The sequence below is a fragment of the Streptomyces sp. NPDC006332 genome (genome assembly GCF_040612855.1).
In the GTDB taxonomy this organism is placed as follows: domain Bacteria; phylum Actinomycetota; class Actinomycetes; order Streptomycetales; family Streptomycetaceae; genus Streptomyces.
Genome location: NZ_JBEXRA010000008.1, coordinates 104,294 through 124,576, shown reverse-complemented (window position 1 = coordinate 124,576; position 20,283 = coordinate 104,294). Strand labels below are relative to the sequence as shown.

General features: G+C 72.0%; 16 protein-coding genes. 8 read left to right on the top strand and 8 right to left on the bottom strand.

The features are described 5' to 3' along the window. Nucleotides 1-720, bottom strand: coding sequence for a FadR/GntR family transcriptional regulator (locus ABZ027_RS10220; RefSeq protein ID WP_356766343.1), 720 nt, complete (start codon nucleotides 718-720; stop codon nucleotides 1-3). A 193-nt stretch (nucleotides 721-913) separates the two neighbouring features. On the opposite strand from ABZ027_RS10220, the gene ABZ027_RS10215 reads away from it, so the two are divergent. The 4 genes from ABZ027_RS10215 (at nucleotide 914) to ABZ027_RS10200 (ending at nucleotide 7,220) form a co-directional block, all read left to right on the top strand. Beyond that, complete coding sequence (locus ABZ027_RS10215) at nucleotides 914-2,308, top strand: SLC13 family permease (RefSeq protein WP_356766342.1); 1,395 nt, start codon at nucleotides 914-916, stop codon at nucleotides 2,306-2,308. Between the two features lie 52 nt (nucleotides 2,309-2,360). Continuing rightward, entirely contained in the window at nucleotides 2,361-3,842 is a 1,482-nt protein-coding gene (locus ABZ027_RS10210) for an acyl-CoA synthetase (RefSeq protein ID WP_356766340.1), read from the top strand. Next, complete coding sequence (locus tag ABZ027_RS10205) at nucleotides 3,835-5,190, top strand: carboxyl transferase domain-containing protein (protein WP_356766338.1); 1,356 nt, start codon at nucleotides 3,835-3,837, stop codon at nucleotides 5,188-5,190. The genes ABZ027_RS10210 and ABZ027_RS10205 overlap by 8 nt, the downstream gene beginning before the upstream one ends. Nucleotides 5,191-6,182: 992 nt before the next feature. Next, on the top strand, nucleotides 6,183-7,220 hold the full coding sequence (locus ABZ027_RS10200) for a rod shape-determining protein (RefSeq protein ID WP_356766336.1): 1,038 nt from the start codon (nucleotides 6,183-6,185) through the stop codon (nucleotides 7,218-7,220). Nucleotides 7,221-7,273: 53 nt separating this feature from the next. On the opposite strand, the gene ABZ027_RS10195 is transcribed toward ABZ027_RS10200, so the two are convergent. Together ABZ027_RS10195 and ABZ027_RS10190 are read right to left on the bottom strand one after the other, a co-directional pair. Then, nucleotides 7,274-8,320, bottom strand: a complete 1,047-nt coding sequence (locus ABZ027_RS10195) for a sensor histidine kinase (protein ID WP_356766334.1) — start codon at nucleotides 8,318-8,320, stop codon at nucleotides 7,274-7,276. Then, nucleotides 8,317-8,670 carry an STAS domain-containing protein gene (locus tag ABZ027_RS10190; RefSeq protein ID WP_356766332.1) on the bottom strand — a complete coding sequence of 118 codons (354 nt, stop codon included), beginning with the start codon at nucleotides 8,668-8,670 and terminating at the stop codon, nucleotides 8,317-8,319. The genes ABZ027_RS10195 and ABZ027_RS10190 overlap by 4 nt, the downstream gene beginning before the upstream one ends. Nucleotides 8,671-8,863: 193 nt before the next feature. Between ABZ027_RS10190 and ABZ027_RS10185 the strand changes: the two genes are divergently transcribed. Both ABZ027_RS10185 and ABZ027_RS10180 read left to right on the top strand, forming a co-directional pair. Further along, on the top strand, nucleotides 8,864-9,541 hold the full coding sequence (locus ABZ027_RS10185; protein WP_356766330.1) for an ANTAR domain-containing protein: 678 nt from the start codon (nucleotides 8,864-8,866) through the stop codon (nucleotides 9,539-9,541). A gap of 542 nt (nucleotides 9,542-10,083) precedes the next feature. Further along, a complete protein-coding gene (locus tag ABZ027_RS10180; protein ID WP_356766329.1) occupies nucleotides 10,084-11,139 on the top strand; it encodes a cellulase family glycosylhydrolase in 1,056 nt (351 codons plus the stop codon). Between the two features lie 117 nt (nucleotides 11,140-11,256). Here ABZ027_RS10180 and ABZ027_RS10175 read toward each other — a convergent pair whose 3' ends face one another. After that, a complete protein-coding gene (locus ABZ027_RS10175) occupies nucleotides 11,257-12,279 on the bottom strand; it encodes a hemolysin family protein (protein ID WP_356766327.1) in 1,023 nt (340 codons plus the stop codon). Further along, a complete protein-coding gene (locus tag ABZ027_RS10170) occupies nucleotides 12,276-13,610 on the bottom strand; it encodes a hemolysin family protein (protein ID WP_356766325.1) in 1,335 nt (444 codons plus the stop codon). Before ABZ027_RS10170 ends, ABZ027_RS10175 begins: the two co-directional genes overlap by 4 nt. Nucleotides 13,611-13,873: 263 nt before the next feature. Here ABZ027_RS10170 and ABZ027_RS10165 point away from each other — a divergent pair, with 263 nt between their 5' ends. Next, entirely contained in the window at nucleotides 13,874-14,731 is an 858-nt protein-coding gene (locus ABZ027_RS10165; RefSeq protein WP_356766323.1) for an endonuclease/exonuclease/phosphatase family protein, read from the top strand. On the opposite strand, the gene ABZ027_RS10160 is transcribed toward ABZ027_RS10165, so the two are convergent. Continuing rightward, the gene (locus ABZ027_RS10160) at nucleotides 14,718-15,176 is read right to left on the bottom strand and encodes an SRPBCC family protein (RefSeq protein ID WP_356766321.1); all 459 of its coding nucleotides are present in this window, start codon (nucleotides 15,174-15,176) and stop codon (nucleotides 14,718-14,720) included. The two genes, ABZ027_RS10165 and ABZ027_RS10160, sit on opposite strands and share 14 nt — an antisense overlap. Before the next feature lie 342 nt (nucleotides 15,177-15,518). Here ABZ027_RS10160 and ABZ027_RS10155 point away from each other — a divergent pair, with 342 nt between their 5' ends. Next, on the top strand, nucleotides 15,519-16,814 hold the full coding sequence (locus tag ABZ027_RS10155; RefSeq protein ID WP_356766319.1) for a chloride channel protein: 1,296 nt from the start codon (nucleotides 15,519-15,521) through the stop codon (nucleotides 16,812-16,814). On the opposite strand, the gene ABZ027_RS10150 is transcribed toward ABZ027_RS10155, so the two are convergent. Further along, nucleotides 16,774-18,591 (bottom strand): glycoside hydrolase family 15 protein, encoded by a 1,818-nt coding sequence (locus tag ABZ027_RS10150; RefSeq protein WP_356766317.1) that lies wholly within the window; start codon nucleotides 18,589-18,591, stop codon nucleotides 16,774-16,776. The two genes, ABZ027_RS10155 and ABZ027_RS10150, sit on opposite strands and share 41 nt — an antisense overlap. A gap of 82 nt (nucleotides 18,592-18,673) precedes the next feature. Next, nucleotides 18,674-20,260 carry a GMC family oxidoreductase gene (locus ABZ027_RS10145; protein ID WP_356766315.1) on the bottom strand — a complete coding sequence of 529 codons (1,587 nt, stop codon included), beginning with the start codon at nucleotides 20,258-20,260 and terminating at the stop codon, nucleotides 18,674-18,676. Nucleotides 20,261-20,283: the final 23 nt, after the last annotated feature.

Genomic DNA, 20,283 nt, shown 5'->3' with positions numbered 1-20,283 from the left:
CTACTGGAACTCCTGCCGTTCCTCCTCCGGCTCCCAGTCCAGCAACCGGACCTTCGCCACCGTCCGTACATGTCGGCGCATCGCCGTCGCCGCCTGGCGTGGCTGCTGGTCGGCGATCGCGTCCAGGATGTCGTGGTGCTGGGAGAGGGAGCGGGCGGGGCGGCTGGGCTGGCGGAGGGACTCGGTGCGGCTCTCGGCGATCTGGTCGGCGATGGAGCGCATGAACTCGGCGAGCAGGCTGCTGTGGGCGGCCGCCGTCACCGCCGCGTGGAAGAGGCGGTCGCCCTCGATCCCGTGGCCGTCCGCCTCGATCTCCTCGGCCATGTGCGCGAGGGCGGACCGCATCGCCGTCAGGTCCTGCTCGGTGCGGCGCTCGGCGGCCAGTTCGGCGAGCTTCGTCTCCAGGGCCTCCCGGGCCTCCAGGACGTCCGGGAGACGCCGGCGCCGTTCGACCATCCTCTCGACGGGCTCGACGTCCAGGCTGTCGCGGACCAGGTACGTGCCGCCGCCGTGCCGCGCCTCCACCAGGCCCTGCACCTCCAGGACCACGATGGCCTGCTTCACCGAGGCCCGGCTGACACCCAGCCGCTGGGCCAGGTCACGTTCGGGCGGGAGGCGGTCACCGGCCTTCAGACCGCCCTCGGCGACGTACTGCCGCAGTCGGTCCAGTACCTGCTCGTAGAGGCGCTGTTTCGTCATCGGGCGCAGGGCGTCGGTCATGGGTCCCCCTCTCGTCGGGAGAGTAACACCGGGCACCGTCGTGGCCGAGTGGCTGAGCCAATTTTGACGCGACCCCTTGACGGGCGGCCCGGCCGCGCCCACGCTGATCGCCAACGTCTTCCAAGTGGCTCATCCACTCAGCCACCTTTCCTGTGCCCCGCTACCGCTCCGGGACCCAACGACGGGAGCCCGTATGTCCCCCGAACTCGTCTCGATCCTTGTCCTGGTCGTGGTGTTCGTCATCGCCACCACGCGCTCCGTCAACATGGGGGCGCTCGCCTTCGCCGCCGCCTTCGTCGTCGGTGAACTCGTCGCCGACCTCGACGCGGACGGCATCTTCGCCGGCTTTCCCGGCGACCTGTTCGTCGTTCTGGTCGGCGTCACGTACCTCTTCGCCATCGCCCGCGCCAACGGCACCACCGACTGGCTGGTGCACGCCGCGATCCGGCTGGTCCGAGGGCGCGTCGCGCTGATCCCGTGGGTGATGTTCGCCCTCACCGGCACGCTCACCGCGATCGGCGCGGTCAGCCCGGCCGCGGTCGCCATCGTCGCGCCGATCGCCCTCAGCTTCGCCACCCGCTACCGCATCAGCCCTCTGCTCATGGGCACGATGGTGGTGCACGGCGCCCAGGCGGGCGGCTTCTCCCCGATCAGCATCTACGGCACGATCGTCAACGGCATCGTCGCGCGCGAGCACCTCCCCGGCAACGAGCTCGCCCTCTTCCTCGCCTCACTGTTCGCCAACCTCGTCATCGCGGCCGTGGTGTTCATCCTGTTCGGCGGGCGGGCGCTGTGGGCGCGCGGGGCGGTGGCGGCCGACGCGGCCTTCGACACCGGGGACTCCGCGAAAAAGGAGCCCGCCGCACCCGGGGAGGGGACCTCCGGCCCCGGCAAGGCGACCGGGACTGGGACCGGGACCGGCAGGGCCGGCGGGACCGCTGTGGCCGCCCCCGAGAAGGGGACCGTCGAGACCGCCCCCGACACCTCCCGCCTCACCCCGGCCCGCATCGCCACCCTCGCCGCGCTGGTCGCCCTCGTCGTCGCCGTCCTCGTCTTCGACCTGGACGCCGGGCTGACCGCGATCTCCCTCGCCGTGGTGCTGAGCGCCGCCTGGCCGGACGACAGCCGCGCCGCGGTGGGCCAGATCGCCTGGTCGACGGTGCTGCTGATCTGCGGTGTCCTGACGTACGTGGGTGTCCTGGACCAGATGGGCACCATCAAGTGGGCCGGTGAGGGCGTCGGCGGCATCGGCGTCCCGCTGTTGGCCGCGGTGCTGCTGTGCTACATCGGCGCGCTGGTGTCCGCGTTCGCCTCCTCCGTCGGGATCATGGGTGCGCTGATCCCGCTGGCCGTGCCGTTCCTCGCCCAGGGCGAGATCGGAGCGGTCGGCATGGTGGCCGCGCTCGCCGTGTCCGCGACGGTCGTGGACGTCAGCCCGTTCTCGACGAACGGCGCGCTGGTGCTGGCCGCCGCCCCGGACGTCGACCGCGAGCGTTTCTTCAGGCAGTTGATGGTCTACGGGGGCATCGTGGTGGCGGTGGTACCCGCGGTGGCGTGGCTGGTGATGGTCGTGCCGGGCTGGGGGTAGGCCCGCGGACCGCGACAGCCCGTATCTGTTCAGTAGTGAAGGAGTACGACCCGTGTCCTCTTTGTTCCCGGCCCTGACCGAGGGCCCGACCGACGCCCCGACCGATCGGCCCGCCCTGCGGTTCGGCGACCGCTCCCTGACGTACGCGGAACTCGGCGCCGTCGCCGACGCGCTGGCGCACCGGCTCACCGGCCACGGCCGGGTGGCCGTCTGGGCGACCGCGGAACTGGAGACCGCGGTCGCCGTGGTGGCCGCGCTGCGGGCCGGTGTCGCCGCCGTACCGCTCAACCCGAAGTCCGGGGAGAAGGAACTCGGGCACATCCTCACCGACAGCGCCCCCGCCCTGGTGCTCGCCGCGCCCGGCGACGAACTCCCCGCCGCCCTGGCCGACTTGACCCGCGTCGATGTGATCATCGACCCCGGAGCCGCCGCCGACACGGCGGCCACCGGCCCGCTCCCCGACACGAACGCGTCCGACGAGGACCCCGCCCTCGTCGTCTACACCTCCGGCACCACCGGCCCGCCCAAGGGCGCGGTGATCCCCCGCCGGGCGATCGCCGCCACCCTGGACGCCCTGGCCGACGCCTGGCAGTGGACCGGCGCCGACGTGCTGGTGCACGGGCTGCCGCTGTTCCACGTCCACGGCCTGGTCCTGGGCATCCTCGGTCCGCTGCGGCGCGGCGGGTCCGTGCGCCACCTCGGCCGGTTCAGCACGGACGGCGTGACGCGCGAGCTGACCGACGGCGCGACCATGCTGTTCGGCGTCCCGACGATGTACCACCGGATCGCGGAGGCCCTCCCCGACGACCCCGAGCTCGCCAAGGCACTGAGCCGGGCCCGGCTGCTGGTCTCCGGCTCCGCCGCGCTGCCGGTGCACGACCACGAGCGGATCACGACCGCGACCGGGCAGCGCGTCATCGAGCGGTACGGCATGACCGAGACGCTGATGAACACCAGCGTCCGCGCGGACGGCGAGGCCCGCGCCGGAACCGTCGGCGTCCCGCTGCCGGGCGTGGAGCTGCGGCTGGTGGAGGACGACGGCTCGCCCATCACGTCGTACGACGCCGAGACCGTGGGCGAGATCCAGGTGCGCGGCCCGAACCTGTTCACCGGCTACCTGAACCGCCCCGACGCCAGCACCGCCGCGTTCACCGCCGACGGCTGGTTCCGCACCGGGGACATGGCGGTGCGCGACCCCGACGGCTACGTCCGCATCGTCGGCCGCAAGGCCACCGACCTGATCAAGAGCGGGGGTTACAAGATCGGCGCCGGGGAGATCGAGAACGCGCTGCTCGAACACCCGGGCGTGCGGGAGGCCGCGGTCACCGGGGAGCCGGACCCCGACCTGGGCGAGCGGATCGTGGCCTGGGTGGTACCCGCCGACCCCCAATCACCCCCGACCGTGCAGGAGTTGGCCGACCACGTGGCCCGGCGTCTCGCCCCGCACAAGCGCCCCCGGGTGGTCCACCACCTGGACGCCCTCCCCCGCAACGACATGGGGAAGATCATGAAGCGGGCGCTGGGCCATGGCTGAGCGGATGACCGCCCGCGAGGTCCTGACCCTCGTCACCGACGAGGGCACCTTCACCGAACTCCGGTACCCGGCACGGGACGGCGGCCCTGACGGACCACTCGGCTGGCAGGGCTACGACGCCTCGCGCGAGCGGGCCGCCGAACGCACCGGCGAGCAGGAGTCCGTCGTCTGCGGCACCGCGGACGTCGAGGGCGTCCGGGCGGTCCTCGTCTCCTTCGAGTTCGGTTTCCTCGGCGGCTCGCTCGGCGAACGCACCGGCGACCGATTGGAGGCCGCGTACACGTACGCGCGCGAACACCGGCTGCCGGTGGTCCCGCTGATCGCGACCGGCGGCAGCCGGATGCAGGAGGGCATGCTCGCGCTGACCCAACTCCAGCGGGTGGCACGGCAGTCGACGCTGAACCGGGAGGCGGGGCTGGCGCAGATCGCGGTGCTGCGGGACCCGACGACCGGCGGCGGCTGGGCCACCCTGGGCGCGGGCGCGGACGTGATCCTCGCGCTGCCCGGCGCCCAGGTCGGTTTCGCGGGCTCCAGGGTCCGGCCCCCGGACGCGGACCCGGCGGCGTACTCGGCCGAGGCGCAGGTGGCGGCGGGTTCGGCGGACGCGGTAGTGGCACCCGAGGAGCTCCGGGGCACCCTCGGCCGGTGGCTGCGGCTGCTGACGGCACCGTCCCAGGAACCCGCGCCGGTCCCCGGCCCGCTCGGCGCGACGGACCTCCCGGCCACCGGCTGGGACGCGGTACGACGCGCCCGTGCACCGCAACGCCCGCGCGCCGAACGCTACTTGGACGCCTACTTCACCCACCGTCTCCCGATCAGTGGCGACCGCTGCGGCGGCACCGACCCCGAGGGTGTGCGGTGCGGTTTCGGCGAGCACCAGGGCCGTACGGTCGCGTACGCCGCGCAGACCGGGACGGCGACCCGCCCGGCCGGTTACCGCACCGCCGCCCGGCTGATCCGCCTCGCGGACCGGCTCGGCATTCCGGTGCTCACCCTGGTGGACACTCCCGGCGCGGCCAACGACGCCGAGGCCGAACGGCAGGGCGCGGGCGCGGCGATCGCGGACGTGTTCAGCGCGGTGGCCGCCGCGCGCACGCCGATCACCACCCTGCTGATCGGCGAGGGCGGCTCCGGCGGCGCCCTCGCCCTGGCCGCACCAGGCAACACCTGGACCACACCCGACAGCTACTTCTCAGTCATAGCCCCCGAGCTAGCGGCGGCAATCCTCAAACGCCCGAACCAGGAGATCGAGCCGACGGCGGACCAACTCCGCATCCGCCCCCAGGACTTGGTCGAGCTGGGCGTGGCCCGCCATGCCCCGCAGGACAACCAGGAGCAGCGTCCGTGACACCGGCTCCGCCTTGCACGGATTCATCCGGCCAGCCGGAACCGCTGCCCGGATGAATCCGGGCGGTGGCCGGTCGCAACCGGAACCGCCCTCCGTGCGCCGCCGAGCACCGCGCCCCGGGGGCCGAACCGCCTGGCCCCCCGGCGCCCGCCACCGGCCGCGCACGGGCGGCTGGCGCCCCCATCCGCCGCAGTCCGGCCGCACCGCGGCCCCGGGTACACACCCGCAGGACGCCCGCCGCCCGCCAATGGCGTCGCGCGGGCGGCAGGCGCCCCCCATCCGCCGCCCGCCCGCCTCGCATGGGCGGGCGGCGCCCCTGCATCCGTCGGCCGACCGGCCGACACCGCGGCCCCGGGAACACACCCGCAGGACCTCCGATGCCCACCACCGGCCTCGCACCGGGCGGAAGGCGCGCCCATCCGCCTGCCGTCCGGACGGCACCGCTGCCCGGATGAATCCGGACGCTGACTGGTCACAGCCGGACCCGCCCTCCCTGCGCCGCCGAGCACCGCGTCCCGGGGACCGCACCGCTCGCCACCGGCCCCGCACGGACGGAAGACACCCCCATCCGCCGACCGACCGCCCGACACCGCGACCCCGGCAACGCACCGGCAGGACACCCGCCCCCACCACGGCAGCGACGCCGAGGCGGTAGCCGTCGCTGCCACCGGTCTCCCACGGGCGGGCGGCGCCCCCGCATCCGCGTGCCGTCCGACACCCCCCACGACTCCAGCACCCCGCGCCAGGCCGGCCGCGAGATCATCGTCCCGGTCCGCAGCCCGCGCCTCCCTGGCGCCGCTCCTGGAAGCCGCCCGCTCGCTCTGACGCGACCCCCTGTGGCGGATTTACACCAGACATGGCGGCCGAACCCCCCATTCAGCGGCCCCCCGCCCGGCCCACCACAAGGCGCGCCGCCTCCCACGGCCGCCGCACGATGCCATAAGAGACCGCCGCTCGGCGGCCCACGGTCTGTGCTCTCGGGAGGACCTGCCATGACCGCGAGTCTGGAGCAGCTGCGCCGCTGTCACTTCGCCGTCGACCTGGGCGCGGCGAGGACGCGGGTGTACGTGAAGGGGGCCGGGCTCGTCGTCGACCAGCCGTCCGCCGCCGCCATCAACACCCGCACCGGCGCGCTGATCGCGGTCGGCGAGTTCGCGGAGAGGATGACGGGCCGTACACCCGACTACATCCGCGTCGTCAGGCCCGTCTCCGGCGGCACGGTCATCGACATCGAGATGGCGCAGCGCATGCTGCGGCACCTGCTCGGCGACAAGGTCCGCCGGGCCCTGCGCCGCAAGCCCCGGCTGCGGGCGGCCGCCTGCACCCCGCACGACGCCGACCCGCTGGCCCAGCGGGCCACGATCGAGACGCTCGTCGGGCTGGGCGCGCGGCGGGTGGAGCTGGTGGACACGCTGATCGCCGCCGCCGTCGGCTGCGGACTGCCGGTGGAGCAGCCCGAGGCGACCATGATCATGATGTGCGGGGCGGCCGCCACCCAGGTCGCGGTCCTCTCGCTCGGGTCGATCGTGACCGCCGAGCGCATTCCCATCGGCGGGGAGGCCGTGGATCACGCGATCGTGCAGCACCTGCGGCACCATCACGAACTGATGCTGCCCAGCCAGTCCGTACGGCCGCTGCAACTCGCCCTCTCCGGCAACGGCCTGACCTCGCAGGGCCCGGCCTCCACCGAGATCCACGGCAGGGACGTGGCCACCGGTCTCGCCCGTTCCGTCCACGTCGACACCGCCGCCGTCCGCGACGCGATCGAGACCCCGCTGATCGCCGTGCTCGACGGCATCGGCCGGGTGCTGCGGGACTGCCCGCCCGACCTGGTGGCCGACCTCACCGACCGCGGGATCATGATGGTCGGCGGGAGTGCCCTGCTGCCGGGGTTCGACCACATGCTGCGGCGGGCCACCGGCGTGCCGGTGCACATCGCCGAGCGGCCCGACGTGTGCGCCGTCCAGGGCCTCGGCTACATGCTGGAGGGCAAGGTCGAGCCCCTGGTCCTGAACCCGCTGGCCTCCTGAGCCACGGACGGGTCCCACACCGGTCGACGAAAGCTGTGAAGGGCTACCCGCGGTCAGAGGGCGAACCAGCAGCGCACCGTGGTGCCGTCCGCCCCCATGTGCACCCGCACCAGGTCCGCCACGAGGTTGACCATGAGCAGTCCCCGGCCGCCGCGCTGGTCGCGGGAGGCGGGACGGCGGCCCGCCAGCGGATCCGTCAGCCGCCCCTTGTCGCGCACCTCGCACAGCACGTTCCCGTCCTGGGCCCACACCCTGAGCGCGCCCGAACCGCCGCCGTGCACCACGCTGTTGGTGGTCAGCTCGGCGGTGACGAGCGCGAGGTCCTGCAGCCGTACGCCGGTCAGGCCCAGCTGGCCTGCCACGTCGGTGGCGACGTGCCGGGCGTGGGAGAGCGATTCCGCGTCGAAGGTGAAGGCGGGCACGTCCGGGACGAGCGCCAGCGGCTCGTTGTAGCGGGCGACGACGCCGTCGGGGTCGTAGGCTCCGCTGCCCGACCCCGGCCCGGTGCCGGCGTGGATGACGGTGGGGTGGGTGGCGTACGCGTCCGCGATGACCTGCGGGGCCAGGCGCCGGGTGTCGTAGGGACACAGGATGCTGACCGTGCGGCCGGTGAAGGCCGCGTTGATCAGCGCCTCGTGCTGGACGCAGGCGGGGTACTCGGTGTCGCTGCGGCCCGCCCAGATCGGCTCGCCGATGATCCGCACCCGGCGGCCGGACGGCTGGGCGTCGGCGAAGGCGCGCAGCACGCCGGGGATGATCCGGCCGGGGTTGCGGCCGGCCTCCGTCATGTCCAGCAGGCGCACCGTGTCGACGTCGGCGCCCAGCGCGTCCCGGATGAGGGCGAGGTTGTCCCCGGGTACGGCGACCGCCACGGGTTCGCCGGCCCGCAGTCCCTCACGGACGAAGGACACGGTGCCCGCGAGGTACTCCCGCTCGTCGCCGTAGAACAACGCCGGGTGGAGGAAGGGGTCGCGGGGTCCGTCGGGGTCAAGGGTGTCCGCGTGGTCCAAGGGCTTGGTGGTGCCGGGAGGGCCGGTGGTGTCGAGGGGCTCGACCGGCTGGGGACGGGTCGGCTCGAAGGGTTGGGCCACGGAACTCATGACTTCACCACCTCGATCGACGTCAGGTCGGGCCAGAACATGTCCAGCACGCGTCGCAGGGCCGGCGGCGGCCGGTGCAGCACCATGCGCCGTCCGTCCCCCAGCTCCTGGGCGACGGCGGCCAGCGCCCCGACACCCGCGACGTCGACGAACGTCACGGCGGACAACTCCAGGTAATACACATCCCCGTCCTCGCGCACGGCCTGCCTCAGCGCACGTTCCCACACTTCGTGCGTCGCCAGGCCCACTTCTCCCGACACGCGCAGCCCACTGCGCGTGGTCAGCGGGGACACCGTCAACTCAGGCGCCGCCGCGACGACCCCGGACGGTGCCTGGTACCGGATTCCCACACCGTCTCCCCACTCTTCCCGGACGTAACCGCCCATACCCACGCAGCAGCCTGACAATCCCGAAGAAGGTGTGTAGCCCACCGTACGGCGGGCAGGCGAACCTTCAGCACCCCCCTCGCCCTCCGAAAACCGGTTCGGTGACGTCGGGGCAGGCTACGCCATGAATACCGTCCATGAACTACAAGGCGGGGACATGACCTCAGCGGCACACACACCTCTCGAGGGGCGAGCGGACACACTCGTCATCGAGAGTCGCGTGGACGCGGGCCGAGCCGTGCTCGCTCCACGAGGAGAACTGGTCCGCGGGTGCGCGGACGTCCTGGCCGGGAAACTCGCCGAGCTGCCGGCCGACGTCGGCCTGGTGGAACTGGACATGACCGGGGTGGACTTCATGGACACCGCGGGACTGCAGTTCCTGGAGACGCTCGGCGACTTCGCCCAGCTGCACGGCGTTCCGGTGACGACCGTGAACTGGGACGGTCAGCCGCGCCGCATCCTGGAACTGGCCGACCTGGACACCACCGACCCGCTGCACGCCACGCGCGCCGCCGTATCGCACCCCTCGTCCTCGTCGGCGGTGGCTCTGGAGCGCGCCGAACAGCTGCGGCTGCTGGAGGAGGAGGTCGAGCAGCTGCGCCAGGCGATCGCCTCCCGCCCGGTGATCGACCAGGCCCGGGGCATCCTGATGGCCACCCAGGGCTGCACCTCCGACGAGGCGTGGACGATCCTGCGGCAGACCTCCCAGCTGTCCAACACCAAACTCCGCACGGTCGCCGCGGCGGTCACCGCCAGCACCGGAAGCGACGGCGCACCGCCCCCGGCGGAAGTCCGCGCGGCCTTAAAGACGGCGATCGCCCGCCGCGGCCACTGAGTCCGACCTCGGGCTCGGTGGCCGCGGCGCTCCCGGCACCCCGGAGGGATCAGTACGGCAGCAGCCGCCCCGAAGGCGTCCTGCGGTCGATCTTCATGTCGCGTGGAGCGGCGGGCCTACGGCTGACACGCACGCGGATCTGACGGTTCATGACGCCCTCCTCAAGCCTTCGACGGGGACGAGGTGTGCCACCCCGCACCCGATGCGACCAGCCTCGTCCTCGCCGAGGCGAGGGGCATCGTGCCCGTGGAGGGAGGCCGGCTGTGCTTCGTCTTCGATCCCATTGCCCCCGGCATACCCCTCGCGCCCCCGGCTGACTCCTGTCCATCGGACGCTCCGGCCGGAGGGGGCCAGACGTTACGCGCCGGAAACCTTGACGCGCACGGAGCCGGATGCCACGATTCCGGCGCCACGATGTTTACGTAAACACCGATAGTTTGTTCGAGCATGTTTACGCAAACACCGCAGCGCCACCGACGGCCGCTCCCGTACGCGCAGACTCCCCCACGCGCCGAGCCGCCATCTCCTGAAAGGGCAAGCTGATGCGCAAGACCCCTGGCAGAACCCGCACCCCCCGGCTGCGTGCCGTCCTCGTGGCCGTCGCGATCGCCGCGGTCAGCGGCACCACCCTGGCCGGCAGCCCCGCCTCCGCCGCCACGCCGCGCCTGGACCCGACCCAGTTCAAGGGCGTCAACTGGGCCGACCCGCGCGACAACTTCGCCGACGACCCGGTCGTCCTGTCCGGCCTGTCGCTGTCCGACAGCTACAAGCAGACGTACGCGAAGGCGACCCGGATCATCGCGGCGTTCCGCGCCAACCTCGGCGCCAACACCGTGCGGCTGCCCATCAACCCGTACACGGTGGGCGGCTCCTACTGGAAGTCGTACCGCGGGGTCATCGACGCTGCCTCCGACCAGGGCTTCAAGGTCATCGTGTCCTACTGGGAGGGCACCGGCGCGCAGAAGGACGGCTTCATCGACGACGAGGCCACCTACTGGCCCATGTGGAAGACCGTGGTCAACGCCTACAAGAACGACCGGCGCGTCTACTTCGAGCCGATGAACGAGCCGCACGGCTACACCGACAGCGCGTGGGCCGACATAGCCGCGAAGTGGCTCGCGACCTACCCGTCCGTCCCGCGCGACCGGGTCTTCGTCAGCGGCGCCGGCTACAACGACCACGTCACCTCGGTCTGCGCCGACCCCCGCCTCAAGGGCACCTACCTGTCCCTGCACCACTACGGGTTCTGGAAGGACTACGCCACCTACGACCAGTGGGTGGACGACCTCAAGGTGCGCATCGGTGACTGCGCGAACCGGACCGTCGCGGACGAGTTCGGCGCCCCGATGACCACCGGCCTCGACTACAACAAGCCGGACGCCTCCAACAACTTCGTCAACTACGTCCAGGCCGTCACCGACACCTTCCGCGAGCTGAAGATGGGCTCCGTGTACTGGCCGGGCCTGCGGACCGACGACACGTACTCCCTGCAGACCCTCACCGGTCCCGCCGACCGCCCCTGGCTCGCCACCACCAACCAGTCCGGCGCCGACCGCCTGGCCTGGGCGTGGGGCCGCGGCAAGCCCGTCCAGCCCTGACCCCGGACCCGACCGGGCCCCGCGAACTGGAGAGGCCCCGCCCCGGAACAGGGGGCGGGGCCTCTCCCCTGTCCCAGGGCGGGCGACCGCTCGGGCCCTGGTTGGGCGGCCTCTCGTTCAGACCCTGGCGGGCGCCGGTCCGACCAGCTCGGACAGGACGTCGTCCATGGTCACGAAGCCGAGGACCGCGCCGGACGCGCCGGTGACCGCGGCCAGGTGGCTGCCGTCGGCGCGCAGGGCGGTGAGGGTGTCGTCCAGCGGGGTGTCGATGCGGACCCGGGTGACCGGGTGCGGGGCGGTGCGCGGGAACGGCCGGTCCCGGTCGGTGACGCCCAGGGTGTCCTTGATGTGGAGGTAGCCGAGCAGGGTGTTGCCGGGGCCGGTGACGGGGAAGCGGGAGTAGCCGGCCTCGGCCGCGGTCCGCTCCAGCTCGGCGGGGGTGACGGTGTGGCCGACGGTGCGCATCCGCTGGACGGGGACGAGGATCTCGCCCACCGGACGGGTGCCCAGTTCCAGGGCGTCGCGCAGCCGTTCGCCGTCGGCCTGGCTGAGCAGTCCGGCCTCGCTGGAGTCGACCACCATGCGGGCGAGCTGGTCGTCGGTGAAGACGGACTCCACCTCGTCCTTCGGCTCGACCCGCAGCAGCCCCAGCAGCGAGTTGGCGAAGGCGTTGATGCCGAAGACGACGGGCTTCAGGGCCCGGGTGAGGGCCACCAGGGGCGGCCCGAGCAGCAGCGCGGTGGGGACGGGCGCGGCCAGCGCGATGTTCTTCGGGATCATCTCGCCGATCAGCATGTGCAGGTACGTCGCCACGGTGAGCGCGATGACGAACGCGATCGGATGCACCAGGCCGTCCGGAACGCGGGCCGCCTCGAAGCCGGGTTCCAGCAGGTGCGCGATGGCCGGTTCGGCGACCGCGCCCAGCACCAACGAGGAGACGGTGATGCCGAGTTGGGCGGTGGCCATCATGGCGGAGATGTGCTGGAGACCCCACAGGGTCATCCGGGCCCGCTTGTTCCCCTCCTGGGCGCGCGGTTCGATCTGGCCGCGGCGTACGGAGATCATGGCGAACTCGGCGCCCACGAAGAAGGCGTTGGTCAGCAGTGTCAGGGCGCCGATGGCGAGTTGCAGGGCGGTCATCGGGACTCCTCCCCCACCTGGGCCGGCACGGGGGCCGGTTCGACGATGCGGATCCGGTCGGCGCGATGGTGTTCGACGCCGAGGACGTCGAGCTGCCAGCCGCCGAGGTCGACGATGTCCCCCTTCACGGGGATGCGGGCGAGGCGGGTGGCGATGAGCCCGGCCACGGTCTCGTACGGCCCGTCGGGTGCCGTCAGTCCGATGCCGGTGAGCTGGTCGAGGCGGACGCCGCCGTCCGCCTCCCACACCGCGCGGCCGTCCGCCGTGGCGAGGGTCGGGAGCAGGTCGGGGATCTCCAGCGGGTCGTGTTCGTCGCGGACCTCGCCGACGACCTCCTCGACCAGGTCCTCCATGGTCGCCACGCCCGCGGTGCCGCCGTACTCGTCGATGACGACGGCCATGGTGCGCATCGCCCGCAGCCGCTCGAGGAGCCGGTCGGCGGGCAGGCTGTCGGGCACCAGCAGGGGCTCGGTGGCGAGGTCCGTGACCGGGGTGGTGGCGCGCTGGTCCGGTTCCAGGGCGAGGACGTCGCGGATGTGGACGGTGCCGACGACGTCGTCCAGGGTGTCGCGGTAGACCGGGAAGCGGGACAGGCCGGTGGCGTGGGTGAGGTTGGCGGCGTCGGCGGCCGTGGCGTGGGCTTCGAGTGCCTTGACGTCCACGCGCGGGGTCATCACGTTCTGGGCGGTCAGCTCGCCCAGGTGCAGGGTGCGGACGAACAGCTCGGCGGCGTCCGCCTCCAGGGCGCCCTCGGCGGCCGAGTGCCGGGCCAGCGCGACGAGTTCCTCGGGGCCGCGCGCGGAGGCCAGCTCCTCGGCGGGCTCCAGGCCGAAGCGTCGTACGAACAGGTTCGCGGTGTCGTTCAGGTGGCGGATGAACGGGCCGAAGGCGGCGGTGAAGCCGCGCTGCGGTCCGGCGACCACCTTGGCGACGGGCAGCGGCCGGGAGATCGCCCAGTTCTTCGGCACCAGCTCGCCCACCACCATCAGCACCACGGTGGACACGGCCACGCCCAGCACGCTCGCCACCGACGAGGCCGCGCCGCCCAGGCCCAGGGCCGTCAGCGGGCCGCGCAACAGCGCCGCGAGCGACGGCTCGGCGAGCATGCCGATGACCAGCGACGTGACGGTGATGCCGAGTTGGGCGCCGGAGAGCTGGACGGTCAGCCTGCGTACGGCCTTCAGCGCGCCCTCGGCGCCACGCTCACCCGCCTCGACGGCCCGCTCCAGGTCGCCGCGCTCCAGGGTGGTCAGGGAGAACTCGGCCGCGACGAACACCGCGCAGGCCAGTGTGAGCAGGAGGGCCAACAGGAGCAGCAGGACCTCGGTCACCGTGCCACCCCCGATCCCTCAGTGACCGCGTGACGCGGCCGACGGGGTATGGCACGGCTGGTACTGGGAGGCTCACCCATTGCGGTACTACGGCTCCTTCTCGGTACGACACTCGGTACGGCACTCGGGACGACGCTCGGCACGACATCGATGCGACGTCGGTACGGCGTTCGTACCCATGGTAAAGGACAAGCAAAGCTCACCGGTCAAGTCCCGACATCCACCACCATCTCCGCGTGGTGGTCGTGTGCCACGCTGGAGTGATGGGTGAACAGCCGCACGGCATCCGGCTCATGACCATGAACGTGCTGGCACCGCGGTACGCCGACGGTCCGGCCCGACGGGCGGTCCTGGCACGGGAGGTGCGGCGTCTGAACCCGGATGTGCTCGCACTCCAGGAAGTGACGCGCGCGGACGTGGCGGCCCTGGTGGCGGAGGGCTGGCACGTCGTCCCGCATCCGCGGTGGTCCGCCACTGGCGAGGGAGCGGTGCTGGCGGCGCGCCGCCCCTTCGGGCGCACCGTGACGGACCCGCTCGACGTGACCGCGCGGACGGCGCACACCGACTGGTGCGGGGTCGTCGCCGCCGAGCTCCCGCTTCCCGAACCTCTCGGCACGATCCTCGTGGTCCATCACAAACCGAGCTGGCCCTACGACTACGAGCACGAACGGGAACGGCAAGCCCTGGTCACCGCCCGTCTCGCCGACCGGGCGGCCGCCGGACGGCCCGTGCGGCACACCGTCCTGCTCGGAGACTTCGACGCCTCCCCCGCAGCCGCGAGCCTGCGGTTCCTGCAAGGTCTGCAGTCACTGGACGGCATGAGCGTCTGCTTCCAGGACGCCTGGTCGACCGTGCACCCGGGCGAACCAGGACCCACGTTCAGCCCGGGCAACCCACTGGTCCGGCAGGGCGACATGCCTGAGGCGTCCGACCGCCGCATCGACTACCTCATGGTCCGCTGCGGTGCCTCCGGCCCCACCCTTCGCGTCTCGTCCTGCCTGCGGGTCCTGGTGCACCCGGTGGACGGCGTGCAGGCGAGTGACCACTACGGTGTGGCCGCCGACCTGACGCTTCCCGACCACCGCCCGGGTGAGTGGTCGGCGGTTCTCAGCCCGGGGTGACGCGGCCGCGCCAGGAACCGGACTCGCCGCCGCGCTCCTCGATGTACTCCTTGAAGCGCCGCATGTCGCCCTTGACCTGCCGGTCCATCATTCCGAGCAGGTCGGCGGCCTTCTCGGCCGGGCCGCTCGTCTCGATGTCCATGATGAGTTCCACGCGGGTGTGCAGGTTGTCCACGCTCTGGAAGCGCACCATGCCCATCTGCTTGACGTCGCCGCCGGTCGTGCGCCAGGCGATCTTCTCGTCCGCGAGCTGGTCCACGATCTCCGTGTCGAACTCGCGCCGCACGCCGCCGACCTTGGTGGTCCAGTGGTTGTGGGTGTCGTCGAGCTGACGCACCTCTTCGACGCCGTCCATGAACTTCGGGAACTCCGCGAACTGGGTCCACTGGTTGTAGGCGGTACGGATCGGGACGGCGACCTCGACCGCTTCCTTCACTGTGCTCATGGTTTCGCCTTCCTCGGATGGTGGCGGGCCCGGGCGGCGGGCCCGTCGCTGGGGCCATGGACGGTGAGCCGAGTACCCGGATCGGCGCACCCCCTGCACCACGCGTCCATCCGGAGTGGTTTGGGGCGTTGTGGCGGCGCTCGGAGCGATATCAGGCCATCTGGTGGGTAATCTCGCGCTGCCACCGGCCTGATCACCTCCCGCGGACGCAGCAGGTTCAACAGGTTCAACAGGCGCACCCGCCACAGCTGACTCAGGAGACGTGCCATCACCGAGCAGAAGCCCGGAGAGGCTGGGACCGCTCCGGGAAACCAGCCGCAAGAGGCCGACCAGTTGCGGAACATGCTGCGTCGGCCCGAGTACCGGCGGGCGTTGGTGTTCTGCGGCTTGATCGGGATCCCGGTGTCGCTGGTCGCGTTCTGGTTCCTCGTCCTGCTCCATGAGCTGGAGGACCTGATCTGGGTGGACTGGCCGCACGATCTCGGGTGGACGGATCCGCCGTGGTGGTGGCCCCTTCCCCTGGCTCTGGTGGCGGGTGCGGTCGTCGCCCTGGTGGTGCTGCGGTTCCCGGGCCGAGGAGGGCACATCCCGGCGGCGGGCCTGCACTCCGGAGGGGCGTCCGCAGCCGCGGTACCCGGTGTGGCGCTCGCCGCGTTGGCCGGCCTGCCGCTGGGCGCCGTGCTGGGGCCCGAGGCGCCGCTGATCGCCCTCGGCGGTGGTCTGGCGCTGGTCTTCCGGGATCTCGTGCGCGCTCCGGCGACCGAGGCGAGCACGGCGCTGCTCGGTGCCGCCGGTGCCGCGGCAGCCATCTCCGCGCTCCTGGGCGGTCCACTGGTGGCGGCCGTGATTCTCATGGAGGTGGCCGGGGTCGGCGGGCCGCAGCTGTTCGCGGTGATGCTTCCCGCCCTGCTGTCCAGCGGGATCGGCGCCATCGTGTTCACGGGCTTCGGTCACTGGACCGGGCTGAAGACCGGGAGCCTCGACATCGGGCTGCCGACCCCGCCCCTGCTCGACACCGGGGCCGTGGTGTGGTCGGCGCTGATGGCGCTCGTCGTCGGGGCGGCCGTCCACGGGATCATGGTGGGCGGACGGATCACGGCGCGTTTCGTGTCCGCGCGTCCGTTGCGCAACACGGTGCTCTGCGCACTCGGCGCGGCGGGCTGCGCGGCTTGCTACGCCCTCGTCACCGGCCGTTCGCCGTCCGAGGTCTCCCTGTCCGGCCAGACCACGCTGACCCGACTCGCCCAGGACCCCCACGCGTGGCCGGTCGGCGCTCTGGTGGCGGTGCTGGCGTTCAAGGGCGTCGCGTACGCGCTGTGTCTGGGAAGCCTTCGCGGCGGTCCGACCTTTCCCTCCCTGTTCCTGGGCGGAGCGGTGGGCGTGCTGCTGTCCCCGCTGCCGGGACTGGGCGTCGTGGCGGGGATGGCGGCGGGGATGGCGGCCGCGTGCGCCGCCGCGCTGCGGCTGCCGGTCAGCACGGTGGTGCTGGTCGTCCTCATGGTCGGCAAGTCGGAGACGGTGCCGGTGATCGTGCTGGCGACCGTGGTGTCGTTCGTGACCACGGAGTTGCTGCCGCAGGGGCCGGGAATCCCCAAGCTCAGGCCGCGTGCCGGTCGAGAGCGCCGTCCAGCGTCGTAGCGGCTGTGATGAGGGAGAGGTGGGTGAACGCCTGCGGGAAGTTGCCCAGTTGTTCCCCGCTGGGTCCGATCTCCTCCGCGAACAGGCCGACGTGGTTGGCGTACGTCTGCATCTTCTCGAAGGTGTAGCGGGCCTGCGTGAGGCGTCCCGCGCGGGCGAGGGCGTCGACGTACAGGAACGTGCACAGGCTGAAGGTGCCTTCGGAGCCGCGCAGTCCGTCCGGGGAGGCCTCGGGGTCGTAGCGGTAGACCAGGCTGTCGGAGACGAGGACGCGGTCCATGGCGTCGAGGGTGTTGAGCCAGCCGGGGCTGCGCGGGGACAGGAACCCGACCCGGGGGGCGAGCAGCAGCGAGGCGTCCAGGACGTCGCCGCCGTAGTGCTGGACCAGGGCCTGCTCCTTGTCGTTCCAGCCGCGTTCCATGACCTGTTCGAGGATGGCGTCCCGGGCCCGGGTCCACAGCGCGGTGTCGGCGGGCCTGCTGAACTCGTGGGCCAGTTTGATGCCGCGGTCGAAGGCGGCCCAGCACATCACCCGGCTGTAGGTGAAGTCCTTGCGTCCGCCCCGGGTCTCCCAGATGCCCTCGTCGGGCCGGTCCCAGGAGTCGGCGAGCCAGTTCAGGGTGGCGGCCAGGCCCTTCCACCCGTGGTAGCCCGCCTGTTCGCCGACCTGGCGGCCCTCGGCCAGCGCGTAGAGGGCCTCGCCGTAGATGTCTAGCTGCAGCTGGTCGGCGGCCGCGTTGCCGGCCCGGACCGGGGAGGAGCCACGGTAGCCCTCGAGGTGGTCCAGGATCTCCTCGGTCAGATGGGGGTCGCCGTCGACCCGGTACATGATCTGGAGGGGTTCGCCGTCCGGTCCGTCGTGGGCGGCGAGGCGGTCGCCGAGCCAGTGGGTGAAGCGGGTCGCCTCCTCCACGAAGCCGAGGTCGAGCAGGGCCCGCACCGAAAGGGAGCCGTCCCGCACCCAGGTGTACCGGTAGTCCCAGTTGCGCTCACCGCCGACCTGTTCGGGCAGTCCCATGGTGGCGGCGGCGACCGGCGCTCCCGTCGGCGCGTAGGTGAGGAGTTTGAGGGTGATGGCCGAGCGGTGCACGATCTCCGTCCAGCGGCCGTGGTAGCGCGAGGTGCGCACCCATGTGTGCCAGAAGTCGATGTTCTTCCAGAGCTCTTCGGTGATCTGCTCGGTGGTGGGCGGCGGTGGCGCCGCACCGCCCGGCGCGCAGACGGTGAACACCACGGCCGTCGACTCCCCGCCGTTCAGGGTGATGGTGCCGCGGACGTCCTGCCCGTCCCGTTCGAACGGGATGCCGCCCTGGAGGTAGGCGGTCATTCCGGGCGCCCGGAACGTCGCGGTGCGGGGGGTCAGGTCCAGTTCGTGGGTCGCGCGCGCGTAGTCGAACCGCGGCCGGCATTCGAGGCGGAAGCGTACGGTGCCGCGTACCGCCCGTACGACGCGCACCAGGCGGTGCCGGTCGGTCGCGGTCGGGCCCGGCTGGACCGGCATGTGGTCGATGATCTCGCCGACTCCGTCGGGTGACATGAAGCGGGTCACCACGGCGGCGGAATCCGGGTAGTAGAGCTGTCTCCAGGTTCCCTCGGGGTGGTCGGGGGCGAGGCGGAAGTAGCCGCCGTCGTCGTGGTCGAGCAGGGCGGCGAAGACACTGGGTGAGTCGAAGCGCGGCGCCGCGAACCAGTCGATCACGCCCTGGGACGTCACGAGAGCGGCGGTCTGCAGGTCCCCGACGAGCCCGTGGTCGGCGATGGGCGGGTAGCGGTCCATGTCGGTCTCCCTCTCCGGGTGCTTCAGCCGCTGTCCGCCCGGTTGGGGCGGCGTCGACGCGTACCCGGTGGCCCCTGTCGGGTCACCGCAGCCGCTCCGCGATGTGGTCGCCGACGCGCAGGGCGTTGGCGATGGCGGTCAGCGACGGGTTGACCGCCGCGATGCTCGGGAAGAAGCTCGTGTCGACGACGTAGAGGTTGTCGAGGTCGTGGGCCTTGCAGTTGACGTCGAGGGCGGAGCTTTCGGGGTCGTGGCCGAAGCGGACCGTGCCCGCCTGATGCGCGGTGGCACCGATGGGCATCCCCTTGTGCAGGTAGATGCTGTGCGACAGGAGATGGTGCTCGTGCATGCCCAAGTGGCCGAGCATGTCCTGCAGTTTGTGCCGCAGGCGTTTCAGCCCGGCGGTGTTGTTCTTCTCGTCGAGGGCCAGGTGGATGGCGCCGTCCCGGTCCAGGGTGACGCGGTTGTCGGCGCGGGGCAGGTCCTCACCGCACAGCCAGAAGTCGACCGCGTGGTGGGCGAGCACCTCGAACGGCATGTCGGGGGCCACCGTCCCGGCCCAGCGGGGTGCTTCGCCGTGGATCTGCTCCGAGTCGGACTTGCCGAGCATCTGGATGCCGCCGAGGGGGTAGTCCCAGTCGTCGGATCCCAGGTACCAGTCGTGCAGCGCCAGGGTCTTCTGGAACCTGGTGTCGTTCGGTTCCTTCGACACGGCCATCAGGGCCAGGTTGTTGTGCCGCATGTAGTGCCGGCCCACCACGTCCGAGCTGTTGGCCAGGCCCCGGGGATGTCGCTCGCCCGCCGAACGCAGCAGCAGGGCGGCGGAGTTGACGGCACCGCAGGCGACCACCACCATGTCGGCGCTGAACTCCACGGTGGCGGGGTCGCCGTCCCCCACGGTCGCGACGACCGAGGTGACACTGTGGCCGGTCGGGTCCGTCTCGAGGCGCCGCACGTCCGCGTGGGTGAGCAGCTCGACGTTGGGATGTTCGAGGGCGGGGTCGACGCAGATGACCTGCGCGTCGGACTTCGCGCCGACCAGGCAGGGGAAGCCGTCGACGCGGTCGCAGCGTATGCAGGCGCTGGTGTGGGTGGCCCGACCCCGGTCGTCCTGGGTGAGGTTGACCCCGATGGGGAGGTGGAAGGGGTGCAGGCCCCGCTTCTCCAGGTCGTGGCTGAGTTGCTGGATCCGCGGCTCGTGCTGGACCGGCGGGTGGGCGTACTGGGCGCTGGTGGGGCCCTCGGTCGGGTCCTCGCCGTGTCGGCCGTGGACGAGGTAGAGATGTTCGGCCTGCGTGTAGTACGGCTCCAGTTCCTCGTAGCTCAGGGGCCAGGCGGGGGACACACCGTCGTGGTGGCGCAGTTCACCGAAGTCCTCGGGGCGCATCCGGAAGAGCGCGGCGCCGTAGAACTTGGTGTTGCCGCCAACGTAGTAATTGACCTCGGGCGGGAACTGTTTTCCGTCCTTGTCGTACCAGAACTCCGGGGCGCGGTATTTCCCTTTGACGAAGACCGCGTCGGATTCCCAGTTGTCGCGTTCGCGAGGCAGATAGTCACCTCGTTCGAGAAGGAGGATCCGTTTTCCGGTGGGTGCCAGCCGGTGGGCGAGGGTGCCACCGCCGGCACCGGTGCCGATAACGATGACGTCGTAGTGCAGCGCGTCGGTCATGCCGGCCACCGTCCTCGGAACGT